Genomic DNA, 18,357 nt, shown 5'->3' on the forward strand with positions numbered 1-18,357 from the left:
CAGGCCGGGCCCGTCCAACGTCGCGTAAGTCACATCGGAATCCGTGTTTCGCCCATGGAAATGGCGGGAAACAAGCGAGGTTCCGGTTCAGAATGGGTACGTCGACCACGGGTCGCGGCGTGCTTCACGCGGCCCTGTGCCTGATCACACGTGTACGCACCGGGCGACAGCGGTGGATCTTGTGGCTCCGGTTCGGACTCTACGTCAACTTGGCAGAGAAGGGAGGCCCGGAAGGATGACCTGGATGCGGCATCCCCGCTGAGATTCGGCCACACCTATGCGTCCGCCGTGCAGATCCACCGCCCAGCGGGCGATCGCGAGCCCCAGTCCCGTACCGCCGTCGCTGCCCGGACCGTGCGGCGCGGGCACCCCGCCGCGGTTGAAGCGCTCGAAGACGCGGTGCCACTCCGACTTCGGGATGCCGGGCCCCTCGTCCAGGACCTCAAGGGCCAGCGACTCGGGAAGGTCGCCGCGCCGGGCCCGCACCGTCACCCGGCCGTGCGGCGGACTGTGCTTGACCGCGTTGTCGATGAGATTCGCCACGACCTGGTGGATCCGCTCCGGGTCCGCGTGCGCGGTCAGCTCGGGCGGGGACACGTCGAGGTGCAGATGGACGTCCGTGCGCGTGTGGCCGCCGCCGGAGCCCGAGGTGAGGTCCGCGCGCGCGGAGGCCACCATGTTGGCCTCCTTCAGCACCCCGGACAGATACGGCCACACCTCGAAGCGCCGCCTGCGCAGCGGTACGACGCCGTTGTCCAGCCGCGACAGGTCGAGAAGCGTCTCCACCAGCCGACCGAGGCGCTCCGTCTGCTTCAGCGCGGTGCGCATCGTCTCGGGATCGGCCTCCGAGACACCGTCCACGACGTTCTCCAGGACGGCCCGCAGCCCCGCGATGGGGGTACGCAGCTCGTGCGAGACATTCGCCACGAGCTCCTTGCGCTGACGGTCCTGGGCCTCCAGCTCGTCGGCCATGAGGTTGATCGTCTGGGCCAGGTCGCCGAGCTCGTCCCGCCGGTCGTCCCGCACCCGGCGGGTGTAGTCGCCGTGCCAGATCGACCGGGCCACCGCGTTCATCTCGTCCAGCGGCGCGGTGAGCGAGTGCGCCACGAACTGGGTGATCAGCAGCGTGGCGATCATCGAGAAGACCGTGATGAAGCGGAGCTCGGTCTTGGTGTGCACCGCGATCATCGACAGACCGGTGGTGATGAGCACGGAGATGACGACCAGCGCGCCCAGCTTGGTCTTGATCGAGAAGGGCCGCACCTCGCCCCACCCCGAGCTCCTGCGCTCCGCGGACGCGCGCTCGCCGAGCCCGCGTCCCCGCTCTCCGAGTCCGCTCATCACATCAGCCCCTCACGCAGGTCCCGCTCGCACGGGTTCCGACGTACCTACGGAGTCCCGGCTCAGGGAGTCGGGGTCTCCAGTGCGTAGCCGACACCGTGCACCGTACGGATCCGCTCGGCACCGATCTTGCGGCGCAGCGCCTTGATGTGACTGTCGACGGTCCGGGTACCGGAGGCGTCCGCCCAGTCCCACACCTCGGCGAGCAGCTGCTCGCGCGAGAGTACGGCACGCGGGGTGTTGGCGAGGCAGACCAGCAGGTCGAACTCGGTCGGGGTGAGGTGCACGTCCTCGCTGCGGACCCGCACCCGGCGCTGCGCGTGGTCGATCTCCAGCTCGCCGAGCCGCAGGATGCCGCTGCGCGGGGTGGAGGCCGCGACGACCGCGCGCTCGACCCTGCGGAGCAGGACGTGCACCCGGGCGGCCAGCTCGCGCATCGAGAACGGCTTCGTCATGTAGTCGTCGGCGCCGACTCCGAGCCCGACCAGCATGTCGGTCTCGTCGTCGCGCGCGGTGAGCATGAGCACCGGCACCGGGCGGGCGGCCTGCACGCGCCGGCAGACCTCCAGACCGTCGAAGCCGGGCAGCATGATGTCGAGGATCAGCAGATCGGGCTGCCAAGCCTCGGCGGTGTCGACGGCGGCAGGGCCGTCACCCGCGGTTTGCACGAGGAATCCCTCGGCTCGCAGACGGGCCGCGATGGCGTCGACGATCGTGGGGTCGTCCTCGACGACCAAAACCCGGCGCTGAGCGCCCGGGGTCGCCGCCGTGCCGTTCTGGGAGGTGTGTGTCTGCTCCATCGCCCGCCCCTGAAGTGTGCTTTCCGGAATCCGTGGGGTGATCCCATGACTGCGCTTGACGCTTGAATGATCCGCGTCAGGCAAGCAGGGTACGGGCAGTGGGTACGGCTCGGCTATCCAGGCCTCACCGCGAGATGCACCACGTCGGGAACGCCCCGGGCAACGGGGATTACTTCGGTACGGACCTGTCGGAATCCGGCATTCCGCAAGGTTCCTTCAAATTCCGGAGAGGGCTGCGCCGACCACACCGCGAGGACGCCGCCCGGCCTCAACGCCCTTGCGCAGCTTGCCAGTCCGGACGCCCCGTACAGGCCCGCGTTGCCCTCGGTGACCGTCCAGCCGGGCCCGTTGTCGATGTCGAGGCACAGGGCGTCGAACGTGTTGGAGATCTCATTGACGTAGTCGACGAGGTCCCTCTCGACGATCTCCGTGCGCGGGTCGGCGAGCGCCGGGGCCGAGAGCGAGGCGAGGGGCCCGGCCCGGTGCCAGTCGATGATCGCCCGTTCGCGCTCGACAACACTGATGCGCCCCCAGCGCCGGTCGGCCGCGGCGTGCGCCAGTGAGAACCCGACGCCGAGCCCGCCGATCAGCACGCTCGGCTCCGGGCGCCCGTCCAGGGCGTCGTACGCGGCGTCCATGAGCAGCCGCTCGGAGCGCCCGTCGGAGGTGTCCATCAGGAAGCACCCGTTGGCGATGATCTGCAGCAGGTCGCCGTGACGCCGCAGGACGACCTCGCCGTACGGGCCCTGGCGGCGGTCGAGGACTTCGGGAGTCTCGTACGAGGGGGCGGTCATGGCCGCCATCCTGGCATTTTCACCTGTACGGGTCGCGGGAATTCCCGCAGGACAGCTCCCTCGGCCCCCGGGGTGACGACGCTTCACCCAAGGTTGACGCACCCCCGGGCCGGAGGCCGTCACGGGCCCGAGGTGGTCGGAGTCATGGGGGCTGGAAGTGGTCACCGGCCGGAGGGTGCTTGCCTTGCGGGCCGGAGGGCGTCGCGGTCCCGAGTCCGCCGCAGCCCGGAGTCCGCCGCCGCCCGGAGTCCACCGCGGCCCGGAGTCCGTCACGGGCCCGCGGTCGCGCCCGGGACTCGGGAGCCGACTGCTGCCCCCCTTCCCCGGTGTCGTCACGGCTCGGAGGTGGTTGCGGGCCGGAGATGGTCACGGCTCGGAGATGGTCGCGGGCCAGAGATGGCCACGGCCGGAAGCCGTCGCGGGCAGGGGGCGGCACGGGTCGGAGGTCGCCGGGGGGCGGAGGGTATTGCGGGCCGGCGGTTCCGCCCGGGGCTTCGGACCCGGTCGCCGCGGCCCCCCTTCGCGGCTCACGGGCCTTCTCCTCGTCCCGGCGGACGGGAGGCGGCCCGTTGAGCCGTCGGAGGGAGGGCGGTCAACGGACGGGCGCGCCGTTCTGGGAGTCGGAGGCGGTCTGCCACGCCTGCACGCCCGCCAGGGAGGCCTCCTTCGCCTGCCGCCACTTCATGGCCGCCACCTGCGACGGAGGCACGTCCATGGCGCGGATCATGCGCCGGCCCGCCGCGAACACGGCGGCGGCCGCGATGACCATGCCGGTGCACGCCACCACTGCGCCGGCCGCGGTGAGCACGGCGCCGGTCGTGACGAGCCGGGTGTCGATGTCGAGCTTGTTCTGGGCGAGGTGATGGTTCATGCCTCCACGATCCGAGGCGGACGGCCACCCCGCATCCCGGGCGACGGGACATCTCCCGCGGTTCGGCGGCGGGCATCTCCCGCGGATCGACGGTGGACATCCCCTGCTGATCGGTTGAGGACTTCCTCCCGGACGCCGGACAGGTGGCGGAGTCCCCGGTCGAGCCCCCAGTTCCCCGCGGACCGGTGGCGGACTTCCCCCGCGGATCAGCGGCAGGCAAGCGATCGCTCAGAGCGAACGGCGGCCGGGGAACATTGCGGAGCCCCCGTGCATTGAGTCGACATAGCTCAACTTGAATGCCGAAGGGGAGATCATGGCTTCGACGTCCGCATCACTCACCCTGCCCGTGCTGCCGCTCGACGACGAGGTAGTGCTGCCCGGAATGGTTGTTCCGCTCGATCTGAACGATCCCGATGTGCGCGCCGCGGTGGAGGCGGCCCAGTCCGCCGCCCGTTCAACGCCCGGCAAGCCCCAGGTACTCCTGGTGCCGCGCATCGACGGGACCTACGCGAGCACCGGCGTGCTCGGCACGGTCGAACAGGTCGGCCGGCTGGCCGACGGCGACCCGGGCGCGCTGATCCGCGGGCGCGGGCGCGTGAGGGTGGGCGCGGGGACCACCGGTCCCGGTGCCGCACTGTGGGTCGAGGGCACCCGGGTCGAGGAGACCGTGCCCGACCCGCTGCCCGGCCGGGTCGCCGACCTGGTGAAGGAGTACAAGGCTCTGGCCACGAGCTGGCTGCGCAAGCGCGCCGCCTGGCAGGTCGTGGACCGGGTGCAGCAGATCGACGACGTCTCCGCCCTTGCCGACAATTCCGGTTACTCACCGTTCCTCACCGTGGAACAGAAGGTCGAGCTGCTGGAGACCGCCGACCCGGTGGCCCGGCTCAAGCTCGCCACCGAACAGCTCCGCGAGCACCTCGCCGAGCAGGACGTCGCCGAGTCCATCGCCAAGGACGTCCAGGAGGGCGTCGACAAGCAGCAGCGCGAGTTCCTGCTGCGCCGCCAGCTCGAAGCCGTACGCAAGGAGCTGCGCGACCTCAAGGGTGAGGACGGCGAGGACGAGTCCGACGACTACCGCGCCCGGGTCGAGGCCGCCGACCTTCCCGAGAGCGTCCGCGAGGCCGCCCTCAAGGAGGTCGAGAAGCTGGAGCGGTCCAGTGACCAGTCGCCCGAGGGCAGCTGGATCCGGACCTGGCTCGACACCGTCCTGGAGCTGCCGTGGAACGAGCGGACCGAGGACGCGTACGACATCAGGGGCGCACAGGCCGTGCTCGACGCCGAGCACGCGGGTCTGGGAGACGTGAAGGAGCGGATCACCGAGTACCTCGCGGTGCGCAAGCGGCGCTCCGAGCGCGGTCTCGGAGTCGTCGGCGGCCGGCGCGGCGGTGCCGTGCTCGCGCTCGTCGGCCCGCCCGGGGTCGGCAAGACCTCGCTCGGCGAGTCCGTCGCGCACGCCATGGGCCGCAAGTTCGTCCGCGTCGCCCTCGGCGGCGTCCGCGACGAGGCCGAGATCCGCGGACACCGCCGTACGTACGTCGGCGCGCTGCCCGGCCGGATCGTCCGCGCCATCAAGGAGGCCGGGTCGATGAACCCGGTGGTCCTGCTCGACGAGATCGACAAGGTCGGCTCCGACTTCCGGGGCGACCCGGCGGCGGCGCTGCTCGAAGTCCTCGACCCGGCGCAGAACCACACCTTCCGCGATCACTACCTGGAGGTCGAACTCGACCTCTCCGACGTCGTGTTCCTCGCCACGGCCAACGTCCTGGAAGCCATCCCGGAGGCCCTGCTCGACCGTATGGAGCTGGTCCGCCTCGACGGCTACACCGAGGACGAGAAGGTCGTCATCGCCCGGGACCACCTGCTGCCGCGTCAGCTGGAGCGGGCCGGTCTGGAGAAGGACGAGGTCGTCCTCGACGAGGGCGCGCTGCGCAAGCTCGCGGGGGAGTACACCCGGGAAGCGGGCGTGCGGAACCTGGAGCGGGGCATCGCCCGACTGCTGCGCAAGGTCGCGGCCCAGCACGAACTGGGCCGCAGGGAGCTGCCGTTCACGGTGACCGACGCCGATCTGCGCGAGCTCATCGGGCGCCCGCACCACGTGCCCGAGTCGGCGCAGGACCCGGCCGAGCGCCGCACGGCGGTGCCGGGTGTCGCCACCGGTCTGGCGGTCACGGGAGCGGGCGGTGACGTCCTCTACGTGGAGGCCTCGCTGGCGGACCCGGAGACGGGCGCGGCCGGTCTGACCCTCACGGGCCAGCTCGGCGACGTGATGAAGGAGTCGGCGCAGATCGCGCTCTCCTTCCTGCGCTCGCACGGCGCGGAGCTCGAACTCCCCGTCGGCGACCTGAAGGACCGTGGCGCGCACATCCACTTCCCGGCGGGCGCGGTCCCGAAGGACGGCCCGAGCGCGGGTGTCACGATGACGACCGCCCTGGCGTCGCTGCTGTCGGGCCGGCTGGTCCGCACGGACGTGGCCATGACCGGTGAGGTCTCGCTGACCGGGCGGGTCCTGCCGATCGGCGGGGTGAAGCAGAAGCTGCTCGCCGCGCACCGGGCGGGTGTCACGACCGTGATCATCCCCAAGCGCAACGAGGCCGATCTGGACGACGTCCCGGCCGAGGTCCTGGAGAAGCTCGACGTCCACACCGTCACGGACGTCCGCCAGGTCCTGGAGCTGGCACTGGCGCCGGCGACGAACGGTGCCGTGCCGGAGGTTCCGGTGGCGGCGTGACGGACGCCGCCGGAAGGGAAGGCCCGGGTCCCGTGAGGGAGGCCCGGGCCTTCGCCGTGCCCTGCGCCCGCGCCGTACGGCGGGGGTGTGCCCGCCCCCGGCGGGGGCCCGGGCGGGTGCCGGTCAGCCGGTGGCGAGGGCCTTGACCCGGTCCAGGGCGCCGTTGAACTTGTCGTGGTCCCCGACCGTCGGTCCCGACGACGTGTACTGCCACATCGTGTAGTAGCCCCAGCCCGCCGGGAGCGTCCCCGGATCGGAGGCGTACCGCGCGATCCACAGGGGGTTGGCCGAGGCGAAGCCGCCGTAGTTTCCGGTGCACTGCGTCCACCAGCTCGCGGCCGTGTAGATCACCGCGTCACGGCCGGTCCTGGCCTTGTACTGGCTGAGGAAGCTGCTGATCCAGCTCACCATCGCGCTCTGTGTCTTCCCGTAGCAGGCGGCCCCGTACGGGTTCCACTCGATGTCGAGGGTGCCGGGCAGCGTCTTGCCGTCGCCCGACCAGCCGCCGCCGTGGTCGACGAAGTAGTTGGCCTGGGTGGCGCCCGTCGTGGTGTCGGGGGTCGCGAAGTGGTACGCCCCGCGGATCATGCCGATGTCGTAGGCGCCGTTGTACTGCTGGGCGAAGTACGGGTTCGTGTAGTACGTCCCCTCGCTCGCCTTGGTGTAGGCCCACCTGACTCCGCTGTTCCACAGCGTCGACCAGGCGACGTTGCCCTGGTAGCCGGCGACGTCGACCCCTTCCGTCTGGGTGGCGTTGCCGGTGGTCGGCGTGCCGCCCTGACCGTCGTGGGCGACGACTCCGATGCCCATCCGGGCGGTGCCCCGGGCGGGGACGTCGGCGGCGGAGGAGGGGAGGGTGGAGAGGAGGGAGAAGGCGGCGAGCAGGGTTCCGGCCGCGAGCACACGCAGGCGGCGGGCCGTTCCGGATCTGTGCACGGACATGTGCGTGCCTCCGAAGGGCGAGGGAGCTCCGGAGCCCTGGGGGAGCTCGGTGGAGCTCGGTGGGGGGAGAGCGCGGGCATGCGTGCCCCGGGGGGATCAGGTCGTCGTCGGCCTGGGAGTGGCGTGCGCATGCCAGTAAAGGTGTCTGATAAAGAAGCTACGCACGTAGACGACGGCGTGGGAAGAGGGGCCGGAGGCTGCCGTTGGTCTACGCCTGCGAAATACTGGCGGAGCTGCGGCAACGGTGAGTTCTGGCAGAAACTTTCAGGATCGGGAAACCGGGTCAGGGGTGCTGACGTGCACGAGGGCGGGAACGACGGCGGACGTCCGGTCGAATCCGGCGTGTCGGGAAATGGTGTGGACCGGCCCGTGACGCGCGACGTCGGGGACCGCGAGTTCCTTTCCCTGGAACGCGAGTTGACCGTGTTCCTGCGCCGCGCCCGTGCCAACCAGGGGGAGATGGCCCGCGAGGTGCACCCGGACCTGGAGTCCGCCGCGTACGGACTCCTCGTCCGGCTGGAGGAGTGCGGCCGCCAGCGCGCCACGGAACTCGCCGCCTACATCGGCGTCGGCAAGGCCACGATGTCCCGTCAGCTCCGCGCCCTGGAGGAACTGGGCCTGGTCGCGCGCGAACCCGACCCGGCCGACGGCCGCGCCTGGCTCGTCCACCTCACCGACGAGGGCCGCGGTCGCGTCTCCAGCGTCCGCGAGGCCCGCCGGGCCCGCTATGTCCGCCAACTCGCCCACTGGGACCAGAACGAGGTGGCGGAACTCGCCCGCCTGCTGAACCAGCTCAACCGCGGCATGGAGAAGTAACCCCCGCCGGACCGGCGCCGACGCCTCACGCCGAGGCAAGCAGCCCGCCCCGGACCAGCGCGCGGCCCTCGCCGAGGAAGGCGGCCCCCGCCGGACCGACGCCCGCAGCTCCGCCCCCGTGACCGGCGTCCGCGGTCCTCTCCGAGGGAACCGGTTCCGGCTGTATCGGCGTCCGCAGCTCCGCCCGTGGGGCCGGCCCGCGCCGAACCGGCGCCGGTGCTTCTCCCTACGGGACGTGGCCTCGGTGGATCGGCGTCCGTGGCCCGTGGCCTTCGTCGCGGGACGTGCCCGGCCGGGCCGGTGATCGAGGCTCGGCCCGCCGGTCGGCGCGGCCGCGCTCGCCGTGCCGTCCGGGTTCCCTCACAGCTCCACGAACACCACCGTCGCGTCGTCGTGCGTCTTGCCCCTCCGGGCCCCCGGCCGGTCCGCGGCGTCCGTGCGCTCCAGGTGTCGTACGCGCTCGACGAGCGAGGCGGAGCCCTCCTCGCGCACCAGCGCGAACAGCTCGGCCCAGTCGCCCGCGTGGAACCTCTCGACCCACCGGGTGGCGCCGTCCGTGAGAGCCGTCAGGGCGCGCACCGAGGACCGGGGAAGCGTCCCCGTCACCGCCCGGGAGGCCACCGAGGGATCCGCGGCCGCCGTGAAGAAGCCGCCCTCCTTGTTGCGGACGGTGGAGTCGGCGACGGCGTCCGAGACGAGGGACGCGCGGGGGAGCCGGTCGAGCCGGTCGTCCAGCAGCACGGTGACCTCTCCGGCGGGGGACTCCACCAGCAGGGCCGAGTCCGAGAGGATCAGGTACTCCACCTGCGACGGGGACCACCGCGCGAGGACCACGGTTGCCTGAGGCGTGCGCGGGTGAGAAAGGTCACAGGTGTCGGCGTGGGCGTCGGCGACACGGCGAATCGCCCGGGACAGGACCTCCGGGAGGGGTAAATCCCCCTGCGAAACGGACAGTTCGGTCAGCGCCCCGCCGAGCCGTGCGCAGAACCAGGGGACGGAATGCAGACAGCCGTCGTCACCCCGGGGCGGTGTCACCCCGTCGAGCACGATCAGTGAACCGCCCTGTCCTGAAGCCGGAAGCCCGACCGATGCGAAGTCCTCATTGGGGCGGTCCGGGTCCCCGGACTCCGACACGAGTTCAGCGCGCATTCCGCCAGTCTGCACGAGCCCTTCACAAGGGAGCCGAAAGGACCCGGGGAACGCCCGACGTGCGGTTCAGCGGCTCCGGCGCCGGGTTTGGCCTGGAATGATCGACTCCGGCAAAACGTGGCGGCGAATACTGCCAAAGCCCGTCCCCGACGTCCAACCGGCCCGCCGCGCGGGCCGGTCGCGGGCGCCGGGGAGACTTGCCCGCCAACTCCCCTCCGATGTTCACTCCTTCGGGTGGCGGGTCAGATGATGCGGGACCACTGCCCACCGGCACTGGGAGGGTCGGGAGCCGTACCGGGCGTACGCCGCGATTGACGGGACGTCACCCGGGCCCCAAATGGGTACACGAGTCAGGAATGCGAGCACCGGTGCAGAAGACGCGGCCGAGGCGCACAGGCAAGAAGACGGCCTCCAACTCCACAGAGGGTGGCGCCGTCGGCGACGCCACCGGCTCCACGGGCCGGGGCAGGACCGCCCATGTACGCAACCGGCTGATCGTGGCCGTGGCGGTCGTCGCGGCCGCCATCGCCGGAGCCGGCGCGCCCATGGTGCTGACCGCCTCACAGGAACTGAACGACTCCCAGAACCTGGTGACGCTCGCCCAGCGCACCCAGCAGGCGCTGACCCTCGCGCACGCGCTGGCCGACGAGCGCGACGAGGTCACCACGTACGTCGCGGCCGGCAGGCCCCGGGCCAAGGCGCCCTCCGAGAAGCGCAGCGCCCTGGTCGACCGGCAGGTCGAGGAGCTGCGCGCGGACGCGGACGCCCCCGCCGCCCTGCTCGACGACCTCGACGGCATCGCGACGCTCAGGCGGGCGGCGCTCACCGGCAAGAGCACCGCTCTGGAGGCGCACCAGTCGTACTCCGACGCCATCGCCGAACTCCACGCCCTCGCCGAGGACCTGGCCGATCGGATGCCGCCGCGCGCGGGCTCCGGCGCACACGCCCTCGCCGAGCTGGACACCGCCGTCCAGCAGTCCGCCGCAGCCCGCGGACTGCTCCTGGCGGCCCTCGGCATCCCGCACACCACCCAGAGTGTCTACAACCCGGTCACGGGCCTGACGAGCACCACGAACGTCACCTCGGCCGCCGACACCAAGCAGCGCGACGCGCTGAGCGCCGCCGCCCAGCAGGCGCGCCTCCGCTCCGACGCGGCCGTCGCGGACTTCCGCGAGACCGCGCCCAAGCAGGCCGTGACGTCGTACGACTCCACGGTCACCGGTCCGGACGTCGGCTCCGCGGAGAAGTACCTGGCGAACCTCACCGGGCAGCCCACGCTCTCCGACGCCGGGCTCGGCACCAACACCAAGAAGCTGGACGCGGCCCTGTCCGCCCGGATCGACCTGATGCGCGGCGCGGAGGCCTCCCTCAACGACCACCGCAGCAAGGACCTCGCGAAGCTGCGGGACGACGACGTCACCGCGCTGGAGCTGCGCGTCACCCTCCTCGGCGTCCTGATGCTCGTCGCGGCCGGCATGACGATGGCCATGGCCCGCACCCTCACCAGGCCGCTCGCCGTCCTGCGGCTCGGCTCGGCCCGGCTCGCCGCCGACCCGTCCTCCGCGGAACCGGTCAAGTTCACCGGCCGCAACGACGAGTTCGCCCAGGTCGTCCGCTCCGTCAACGCGCTGCACCAGCACGTGGCCACCCTGCACGAGCGGAACACCACCCTCGAAGGCGACCGCAAGCACCTCATCGGCCAGCGCCAGCAGATGGCCGACGAGCGCGACCGGCTGCGCGGCGAACTCGCCGAGGCGGCCGCCCACCTGGAGCAGGTGCGCGGCACCATCCACAGCACCTTCGTGAACCTCGCGCTGCGCACCCTCGGCCTCGTGGAGCGCCAGCTCGGAGTCATCGAGGGCCTGGAGGAGCGCGAGCAGGACCCGGACCGCCTCTCCACCCTCTTCAAGCTCGACCACTTCGCCACCGTCATGCGGCGGCACAGCGAGAACCTTCTCGTCCTCGCGGGCGCGGAACACGTCCAGCACCACGCGGGCCCGGTCCCGCTCGTGGACATCGCGCGGGCCTCGGTCAGCGAGATCGAACGGTACGAACGGGTACGCATCGCCGCGCTGCCCCCGCACGCGCACATCGCCGGGTACGCCGCCGACGACATCAGCCACCTGGTGGCCGAACTCCTGGAGAACGCCACCGCGTTCTCGCCGCCCGACGTACCCGTCGAGGTCTCCGGCTGGCTGCTGGAGAGCGGTGACGTGATGCTCTCCGTGCAGGACGAGGGCATCGGCATGACCGACGAGCGGATGAGGCACCTCAACGCCCGCCTCTCCGAGTTCGACCCGGAGGACACCTACGACCAGGAGAGCGGCGAGGGACTCGGGCTCGGCCTGTACGTCGTGGCCCGGCTCGCCCACCGGCACGGCGTGCGGGTGAAGCTGCGCGAGCAGAAGCAGGGCGGGGTGGCCGCCGTGGTCGTCCTGCCGAAGGCGCTGCTCGCCGCCGCCCCGGCGTCCACCGTCCCCGACGCCGTCCGGCTGGCCGGCGGAGCTCCCGCGGTGACCCTGCCCGGCGCCGACGCCGAGGCCAACTCCAATGTGCTGCGCGGCCGTTCGATCCTGCGCGCCTCGGCGACGGCCCCGGCCGACGACGAGGACCCGCTGATCGCGGCGGCCGAGGCGACCCTCCAGGAATCCGCCACCGAACCGGAGACGGAACCCGGGGGGACACCTGCCGCCGAGTCAGGACCGGCCACCCAGGTCCCGGTCATCCCGGCGCCCCGCGTGCCCGAACCGGAGAGCCCGTCCGAGACGACGATGGAGCTGCTGCTCCCGGAGCTCGCCCCGGAGGCCCCCGCGTCGGACGCGGCCGAGGAACCGACCGGCACGACGGGGACGGCCGGAACGGCCGACGCACCCGCCCCGGCCCCCGCCGAGGCGCCCGACGCCGCCGAGCCGGCTCCCGCCACGGACGCGACGACCCCCGGCGTCACCGGCGCCGAAGCGGCGCCGGCCGCCGGCGAACCCTCCGCGGAACGCCCTCGGACGGCGGACGCCCCCACGGGGACGGCCACCGAGGCCCCCGCGGGCGCGGCCCCCGGCACCACCGGTACGCCCGGCGCCCCCCACCAGGCCGGCGCCACCCACGCCGGCACTCCCGCGGATGCCGCCGCCGACCCGTACGCCATCGGCCCCGACGACCACGAGCGGGCCGGCGACGACGAGCGCGTCGCCGACGAACACCCCAGGCTCACCGACAAGGGCCTGCCCAAACGCACACCGAAGATCTCCGCCCCCGCCGCCGCCCCGCGGCCCCGCGTGGGCGGAGTGGACGCCGAAGCCCTGCGCCGCAGGCTCGGCGGGTTCCACCGGGGTGCGATCGAAGGCCGTCGCGACGTGGAGGCCGAGATCGCCGACCGGACGGCGGAGACCCCCACGCCCGAAGGACAGACCCCGCCGGCCCCCGCACCCGCACACGCGCCCGCCGGACCCGCGCCCACCGCGCACGGGACCGGCACCCAGGACGTAGAAGCATCGGGGGGCACAGTCGAGGAGGCAAGCAGTTGACCGCGACCAGTACCTTCGGCCTGAGCAGCGAAGCACGTAACCTGCACTGGCTGCTGACCAATCTCGTCGAGGAGGTGCCCGGCCTCCAGTCGGTCGCGGTCGTCTCCTCCGACGGCCTGCTGCTGCTCTCCTCCGACCCCGGCCGCAACGCCGAGGCGAGGACGGCCGACAGCGCCAGGCCGGCCGGGCCCAAGGGCTCCGCGGCCGACCTCGCCACCATCGTCTCCGGCATCGGCAGCCTCACCCTCGGCGCCGCGAAGCTGATGGACAGCGGCGGCGTCAAGCAGACCATGGTCGCGATGGACGAGGGCAGCCTCTTCGTCATGGCGATCAGCGACGGATCGCTGCTCGGCGTGCACGGTTCCGCGGACTGCGACATGAGCGTGGTGGCGTACCACATGGCGCTCTTCGTCGGCCGGGCCGGACACGTCCTGACCCCCGAGCTGCGCATCGAGCTCCGAAAATCTCTCGAGGCCGACGCTCCCGGGAGTGCCTGATGACCGCGTCGAACGTCGTCAAGAAGCTCCCGGTCCGCGGCGGCGACCGCAAGCCCGCCCGCGTACGCCCCTATTCGCTCACCGGCGGACGGACGCGCTTCGGCCACGTCCTGCTGGTGGAGACGTTCGTGGCGGCGCTGGAGGCCCCGGAGGCGCGCAAGGAGCTGACCGCCGGCTCGCTCACCACCCGGGTCATGCCCGAGATGCGGGCCATCGTCGAACTCTGCCGCCGGATGCGTACGGTGGCCGAGATCGCCGCTCTTCTCAGGATGCCGCTCGGAGTGGTCCGCGTGCTCTTGAGCGACCTGGCGGACCAGGGGAAGATCCGTGTGTACGGAACAGGTCACGGCCCGGGACAGCCCGACCGTGCCCTGCTGGAAAGGGTGCTGAGTGGACTCCGCCGTCTCTGACGCCGAACCTGGCGTCGCCCCCCTCCTCGACGACGAGGAGAATCTGCAGGCCTGGCAGACGGACCGCACGCGCGCGCCGATCGCCACGAAGATCGTGGTGGCCGGCGGCTTCGGCGTCGGCAAGACCACCCTCGTCACGTCCGTCTCGGAGATCACCCCTCTCCAGACGGAGGCGCTGATGACGCAGGCCAGCGAGGAAACCGACGACCTCACGGGTACGCCGGACAAGCTGACCACCACCGTGGCCATGGACTTCGGGCGCATCACGCTCGACGACGACCTGGTGCTCTACCTCTTCGGTACGCCGGGCCAGCAGCGGTTCTGGTTCATGTGGGACGACCTGGTGCGCGGTGCGATCGGCGCGGTGGTCCTCGCCGACACCCGCCGCCTCTCGGACTGCTTCCCGGCGCTCGACTACTTCGAGAGCTGCGGGCTGCCGTACGTCGTCGCCGTCAACCACTTCGACGGGACCGACGAGTTCGAGCCGGAGGATGTGCGCGAAGCCCTCACGGTTCCTCCGCACATACCTGTCATGATCATGGACGCGCGCCGCAAGATCTCGGTCGTCGAGACCCTGCTCGCGCTCGTCGGCCACGCGCTCGAAGTCAGCCCCGAATAGGGACGCCCGACCCCTAGGAGAAGCACCCCGCATGCGGAAGATACTCGTCGTGGGAGCCGGCCAGTCCGGACTCCAGCTCGCCCTCGGACTCCAGTCGCAGGGGTACGAGGTCACCCTGATGTCGAACCGGACGGCGGACGAGATCCGTTCCGGCCGGGTCATGTCGACGCAGTGCATGTTCGACACGGCGCTCCAGCACGAACGCGATCTTCAGCTCAACTTCTGGGAGTCCCAGGCCCCGAAGATCGAAGGGCTCGGGGTCTCCGTCGCGGTCCCCGGCTCGTTCGACCCGGGTCCCTCGCAGCGCGCCATCGACTGGGTCGGCAAGCTCGACGGCTACGCGCAGTCGGTCGACCAGCGGGTCAAGATGGCCGGCTGGATGGAGACGTTCGCGCAGCGCGGCGGCCAGCTGGTCATCCACGGTGCCGCGGTCTCCGACCTCGACTACTTCTCCCGGGCCTACGACCTGGTGCTCGTCTCGGCGGGCAAGGGCGAGCTCGTCTCGATGTTCGGCCGTGACGCCGAACGTTCCCCGTACACCGAGCCGCAGCGCGCCCTCGCGGTGTCGTACGTGCACGGCCTGGGCCCGCGCCCGGAGCACCCGGACTACGACGCGGTCCGCTGCAACCTGGTCCCCGGTGTCGGCGAGCTGTTCATCATGCCGACCCTCACGACCTCGGGACGCGCCGACATCCTGTTCTGGGAGGGCATCCCCGGCGGCCCGCTCGACGTGTTCAACGGCGTCAAGGACCCCGCCGAGCACCTTTCGCTGACCCTGGAACTCATGGAGCGGTTCACGCCCTGGGAGTACGCGCGCGCCACCAACGTCGAACTGACCGACGCGGGCGGCACGTTGTCCGGGCGGTACGCACCCACGGTCCGCAACCCGATCGGCCGTCTCCCCGGCGGCGGACTGGTCCTCGGCGTCGCCGACGTCGTCGTGGCCAACGACCCGATCACCGGCCAGGGCTCCAACTCGGCCTCCAAGTGCGCCGCCGCCTACCTCGCGTCGATCGTCGAGCAGGGCGACAAGCCCTTCGACGAGGAGTGGATGCAGGCGACGTTCGACCGCTACTGGGACACCGCCCAGCACGTCACCAAGTGGACCAACGCGATGCTGGGCGTCCCGCCGGAGCACGTGCTCAACCTGATCGGCGCGGCGGGCCAACTCCAGCCCGTGGCCGACCGCTTCGCGAACGGCTTCAACAACCCGGCCGACTTCGAGAACTTCTTCTTCGACCCGGAGAAGACGAACGCCTACCTGGCGTCGGTCACCGGGGCCTGAACCCGTCACGGTCAGCCGCCCCGGCCCTCTCGGGGGCCGGGCGGCGACGGACCCGTCGACCCCGTGATGTCTTCCTGGCCCCAGGACGGCCGCGGCCCGCGCTCCGTTCGGTGCGAGGGTCCGAGGGGGGGTCCGAGGCGGCTGATCACGGACGGGGGCCATCGCGTGACCGGTCGCGCGCCGGCCGGTCCTACCCCGTCGTCACGGTGGCCGGCCTGCCCGGGGCGAAGCCCGCGTCGGAGCCTTCCGTGGCGTGTTCGGGGAGCTCGGGCGGGGTGTAGTGCCCCAGCGGCTCCCCGTCCGGATCCGGGCGGACGGCGCCCAGCAGGGGGTTGGCCGCGATGGGGGACACCTTGATCCGTGTTCCGGGCCGCGGCGCCTGCACCACCATCCCGTCGCCCAGGTAGATCGCGACGTGCGTGGCTTCGGGGAAGTAGATCACCAGATCGCCGGGCCGCAGCTTGTCGAGCGGGATCCTCGGAAGCTCGGCCCACTGCTCCTGACTGGTGCGCGGGATGGCCCGGCCGGCCCGCTCCCAGGCCTGTGACGTCAGCCCCGAGCAGTCGTAGGCCTTCGGGCCCTCCGCACCCCACTCGTACGGCTTCCCGATCTGCTCGACGGCGTAGCGCAGCGCCTCCGCGCCCTCCCGCGTGGGCGGACGCACGCTGCTGAGCGCGCCGGACGCCATGATCTTTTTCTGCGCCGCGTCGGTTCCCGACTTCTCGACCCGGTTCATCTCGGCGATCTGTTCCGCGGTCAGCGAGGCGAGCAGCCGCTCCACGTCGTCAAGACGCTCACGCACCTCGTCCCGCTCCTTCTTCTGCCGCGCGGCGAGGGAGAGTTGTCCGTCCAGCGCCTTGCGGGCCGCCCGCGCGAGCCCGTCGGTCCGCTTCTCGCCGCCCGCGACCCGCCGTACGGTCTGGGCCCGCTCCAGGGACAACTGCCCGATCAGGTGCCCCTGGTCGAGGGCGTGCTGCGGATCCCGGGCGAGCAGCAGTCGTACGTAGGGGGAGATCTCGTCGGCGCCCTGGTACTGCTGCCGGGCCAGCCGCCCGGCGGCGGTCCGGCTGTCCTCCAGCGACAGGCGGGCCCGGGCGAGCCGGGCGTCGAGCCGGGCGACCTCGGCGCGCTGCTTCTCCAGCTTCTCGGCGGTGCCGTTGTACGTCTCGGTGGCGCGTTCGGCGTCCCGGTACAGCCGCTGAAGATCCGTCAGCAGCGTGGCGACGGACGGCGGGGCGCCGGAGCCGGGCTCGGGCGCGGCCACCGCGGGCGTGGAGGGAAGCAGCGCTCCGACCGCCACGGCCCCCGTGCAGACCAGACGCAGAAGCCTTCCTGACACGTCATCACCTCCGGTGCCGGGGTGGCCCGTCCACCACCCGTCTCGCACCGGAAGGATCGGACCACCGCACCCCGGGCGCCCGCCGGGAGAGCGCTTCGGCCCAAGAACCTCACTCGTCGGCGTTGCCGCCCGGCGTGGCGCCGCCGCTGCCCGTGCCCTTGTGCGTGCCGGGGGACCAGGGCCAGCTGAACCGGCGTACCGACGCCTCGCCCTCGGGGTCGTACTCGTACTTCCACCCCTGGTGCAGCCCGAGCCGCTTGCTGGTGGCGGCCTGGACGCGCCGGTAGACCAGCACGGTGGACCGGCCGCCGTCCGGGTCGGGCACCGGGATCCGGTACGTCTTCGGCGGGTGACCGGTGATCCCGAGCAGGACCGGCAGGACGCGCCCGTCCAGCGGGCCGCCGACAAAGGGTGTGTCTTCGCTCTTCACCCGACCAGTGTCACAGCAGGTGGGCCGCATTCCCGACAACGGGCAGCACCCGGCGGACCAGCGCTCCCGCGATACCGTCGGAGCGCTCCATCGCGAGCGCGGCCCTGACCACCGTCGCGGTCTGCGGATCGCTCCCCGCGCTCACCGCGAGCGCCGCCGTGAACTGCTCCACGAGCCAGTCCCGCAGCTCGTCCAGCGGCGGTTCCTTGTCCTCGTCGAGCCAGATCAGCGAGGCGGCCTCCACGGCCGTGATCCACATCCGTACGGTCATCCGCAGCCGCGGCCCGGGATCCCTCACCGCCAGGTGATCGAGGATGTGGTCCGCCGCCGCCCGGCGGACCCCGTCGACTATGGCCGTGGTCCGCGAGGTCTCGATGACGCTGCCGCCCTGCAGCAGAGCGCTGAATCCGGCGTCGTGCTGGTCCACGAACGCGAGGTAGCGGTCCAGCGCCCTGGAGAGCCGCTCGGTCAGCGGCCCCTCGGCGGGCTCGGCGAAGCACTGCTCCAGCTCCTCGGCGGCCGACCGCAGGGCGGCCTCGTACAACTGCTGCTTGCCGCCCGGGAAATACCGGTACACGAGCGGCCGCGACACCCCGGCGGCCTCCGCCACATCGTCCAGTGAGACGTCCTCGGGCACCCGCTGGGCGAACAGGGACAGCGCGGCTTCGAGCAACTGACTGCGCCGCTCCTCGACACTGAGCCGACGGTAAGCGGGGGTGGAAGCCTGCGAGGTCATGTCCGGCAGCGTAACCGCCCCGCCGCGCAGACCCTCGTACAGCACGGAAGGCCAGACGCGGAGGCCCGAGCCGCGTACC

At 72.0% G+C, this 18,357-nt stretch carries 16 protein-coding genes; 7 read left to right on the forward strand and 9 right to left on the reverse strand.

From position 1 onward, the window contains the following. Positions 1–204: 204 nt before the first annotated feature. The 4 genes from ACFYYF_RS09025 to ACFYYF_RS09040 all read right to left on the reverse strand — a co-directional run bounded on the left by ACFYYF_RS09025 (position 205) and on the right by ACFYYF_RS09040 (position 3,806). Positions 205–1,341: a HAMP domain-containing sensor histidine kinase gene (locus ACFYYF_RS09025; RefSeq protein WP_361683433.1), complete on the reverse strand. Its 1,137-nt coding sequence runs from the start codon at positions 1,339–1,341 to the stop codon at positions 205–207. 62 nt (positions 1,342–1,403) lie between these two features. Continuing rightward, positions 1,404–2,141, reverse strand: a complete 738-nt coding sequence (locus ACFYYF_RS09030; RefSeq protein ID WP_037620929.1) for a response regulator transcription factor — start codon at positions 2,139–2,141, stop codon at positions 1,404–1,406. A 113-nt stretch (positions 2,142–2,254) separates the two neighbouring features. Continuing rightward, positions 2,255–2,935, reverse strand: a complete 681-nt coding sequence (locus ACFYYF_RS09035) for a spermidine synthase (RefSeq protein ID WP_388772856.1) — start codon at positions 2,933–2,935, stop codon at positions 2,255–2,257. Between the two features lie 592 nt (positions 2,936–3,527). Further along, on the reverse strand, positions 3,528–3,806 hold the full coding sequence (locus tag ACFYYF_RS09040; protein ID WP_361683431.1) for a hypothetical protein: 279 nt from the start codon (positions 3,804–3,806) through the stop codon (positions 3,528–3,530). Between the two features lie 313 nt (positions 3,807–4,119). On the opposite strand from ACFYYF_RS09040, the gene lon reads away from it, so the two are divergent. After that, positions 4,120–6,534, forward strand: coding sequence for an endopeptidase La (gene lon, locus ACFYYF_RS09045; protein WP_388772860.1), 2,415 nt, complete (start codon positions 4,120–4,122; stop codon positions 6,532–6,534). A gap of 123 nt (positions 6,535–6,657) precedes the next feature. Here lon and ACFYYF_RS09050 read toward each other — a convergent pair whose 3' ends face one another. Beyond that, the gene (locus ACFYYF_RS09050) at positions 6,658–7,476 is read right to left on the reverse strand and encodes a lysozyme (RefSeq protein WP_361683427.1); all 819 of its coding nucleotides are present in this window, start codon (positions 7,474–7,476) and stop codon (positions 6,658–6,660) included. A gap of 297 nt (positions 7,477–7,773) precedes the next feature. Here ACFYYF_RS09050 and ACFYYF_RS09055 point away from each other — a divergent pair, with 297 nt between their 5' ends. Beyond that, positions 7,774–8,292, forward strand: a complete 519-nt coding sequence (locus ACFYYF_RS09055; RefSeq protein WP_361683425.1) for a MarR family transcriptional regulator — start codon at positions 7,774–7,776, stop codon at positions 8,290–8,292. A gap of 360 nt (positions 8,293–8,652) precedes the next feature. On the opposite strand, the gene ACFYYF_RS09060 is transcribed toward ACFYYF_RS09055, so the two are convergent. Next, positions 8,653–9,441: a protein phosphatase 2C domain-containing protein gene (locus ACFYYF_RS09060; protein ID WP_388772863.1), complete on the reverse strand. Its 789-nt coding sequence runs from the start codon at positions 9,439–9,441 to the stop codon at positions 8,653–8,655. Positions 9,442–9,797: 356 nt separating this feature from the next. On the opposite strand from ACFYYF_RS09060, the gene ACFYYF_RS09065 reads away from it, so the two are divergent. The 5 genes from ACFYYF_RS09065 to ACFYYF_RS09085 are packed head-to-tail and all read left to right on the forward strand — an operon-like array spanning position 9,798 to position 15,773. Continuing rightward, a complete protein-coding gene (locus ACFYYF_RS09065) occupies positions 9,798–12,962 on the forward strand; it encodes a nitrate- and nitrite sensing domain-containing protein (protein ID WP_388772866.1) in 3,165 nt (1,054 codons plus the stop codon). Further along, positions 12,959–13,459: a roadblock/LC7 domain-containing protein gene (locus ACFYYF_RS09070; protein ID WP_361683419.1), complete on the forward strand. Its 501-nt coding sequence runs from the start codon at positions 12,959–12,961 to the stop codon at positions 13,457–13,459. Before ACFYYF_RS09065 ends, ACFYYF_RS09070 begins: the two co-directional genes overlap by 4 nt. Continuing rightward, on the forward strand, positions 13,459–13,869 hold the full coding sequence (locus ACFYYF_RS09075) for a DUF742 domain-containing protein (RefSeq protein WP_361683417.1): 411 nt from the start codon (positions 13,459–13,461) through the stop codon (positions 13,867–13,869). The genes ACFYYF_RS09070 and ACFYYF_RS09075 overlap by 1 nt, the downstream gene beginning before the upstream one ends. Next, positions 13,850–14,488: an ATP/GTP-binding protein gene (locus tag ACFYYF_RS09080; RefSeq protein WP_361683415.1), complete on the forward strand. Its 639-nt coding sequence runs from the start codon at positions 13,850–13,852 to the stop codon at positions 14,486–14,488. The genes ACFYYF_RS09075 and ACFYYF_RS09080 overlap by 20 nt, the downstream gene beginning before the upstream one ends. A gap of 31 nt (positions 14,489–14,519) precedes the next feature. Continuing rightward, entirely contained in the window at positions 14,520–15,773 is a 1,254-nt protein-coding gene (locus ACFYYF_RS09085; protein ID WP_388772871.1) for a styrene monooxygenase/indole monooxygenase family protein, read from the forward strand. Between the two features lie 190 nt (positions 15,774–15,963). Here ACFYYF_RS09085 and ACFYYF_RS09090 read toward each other — a convergent pair whose 3' ends face one another. The 3 genes from ACFYYF_RS09090 to ACFYYF_RS09100 all read right to left on the reverse strand — a co-directional run bounded on the left by ACFYYF_RS09090 (position 15,964) and on the right by ACFYYF_RS09100 (position 18,278). Beyond that, a complete protein-coding gene (locus ACFYYF_RS09090; RefSeq protein WP_388772873.1) occupies positions 15,964–17,112 on the reverse strand; it encodes an NlpC/P60 family protein in 1,149 nt (382 codons plus the stop codon). 109 nt (positions 17,113–17,221) lie between these two features. Beyond that, a complete protein-coding gene (locus tag ACFYYF_RS09095; protein WP_388772876.1) occupies positions 17,222–17,542 on the reverse strand; it encodes a hypothetical protein in 321 nt (106 codons plus the stop codon). Between the two features lie 10 nt (positions 17,543–17,552). Next, complete coding sequence (locus ACFYYF_RS09100; RefSeq protein ID WP_388772879.1) at positions 17,553–18,278, reverse strand: TetR/AcrR family transcriptional regulator; 726 nt, start codon at positions 18,276–18,278, stop codon at positions 17,553–17,555. Positions 18,279–18,357: the final 79 nt, after the last annotated feature.

The organism is Streptomyces sp. NPDC001914, from assembly GCF_042891215.1.
GTDB lineage: Bacteria > Actinomycetota > Actinomycetes > Streptomycetales > Streptomycetaceae > Streptomyces.

Coding starts and splice junctions, on each gene's coding strand:
- ACFYYF_RS09030 (WP_037620929.1), bottom strand. CDS start 2,141: ATGGAGCAGACACACACCTCCCAGAACGGCACGGCGGCGACCCCGGGC.
- lon (WP_388772860.1), top strand. CDS start 4,120: ATGGCTTCGACGTCCGCATCACTCACCCTGCCCGTGCTGCCGCTCGAC.
- ACFYYF_RS09085 (WP_388772871.1), top strand. CDS start 14,520: ATGCGGAAGATACTCGTCGTGGGAGCCGGCCAGTCCGGACTCCAGCTC.
- ACFYYF_RS09050 (WP_361683427.1), bottom strand. CDS start 7,476: ATGTCCGTGCACAGATCCGGAACGGCCCGCCGCCTGCGTGTGCTCGCG.
- ACFYYF_RS09060 (WP_388772863.1), bottom strand. CDS start 9,441: ATGCGCGCTGAACTCGTGTCGGAGTCCGGGGACCCGGACCGCCCCAAT.
- ACFYYF_RS09040 (WP_361683431.1), bottom strand. CDS start 3,806: ATGAACCATCACCTCGCCCAGAACAAGCTCGACATCGACACCCGGCTC.
- ACFYYF_RS09100 (WP_388772879.1), bottom strand. CDS start 18,278: ATGACCTCGCAGGCTTCCACCCCCGCTTACCGTCGGCTCAGTGTCGAG.
- ACFYYF_RS09035 (WP_388772856.1), bottom strand. CDS start 2,935: ATGACCGCCCCCTCGTACGAGACTCCCGAAGTCCTCGACCGCCGCCAG.
- ACFYYF_RS09075 (WP_361683417.1), top strand. CDS start 13,459: ATGACCGCGTCGAACGTCGTCAAGAAGCTCCCGGTCCGCGGCGGCGAC.
- ACFYYF_RS09065 (WP_388772866.1), top strand. CDS start 9,798: ATGCGAGCACCGGTGCAGAAGACGCGGCCGAGGCGCACAGGCAAGAAG.
- ACFYYF_RS09025 (WP_361683433.1), bottom strand. CDS start 1,341: ATGAGCGGACTCGGAGAGCGGGGACGCGGGCTCGGCGAGCGCGCGTCC.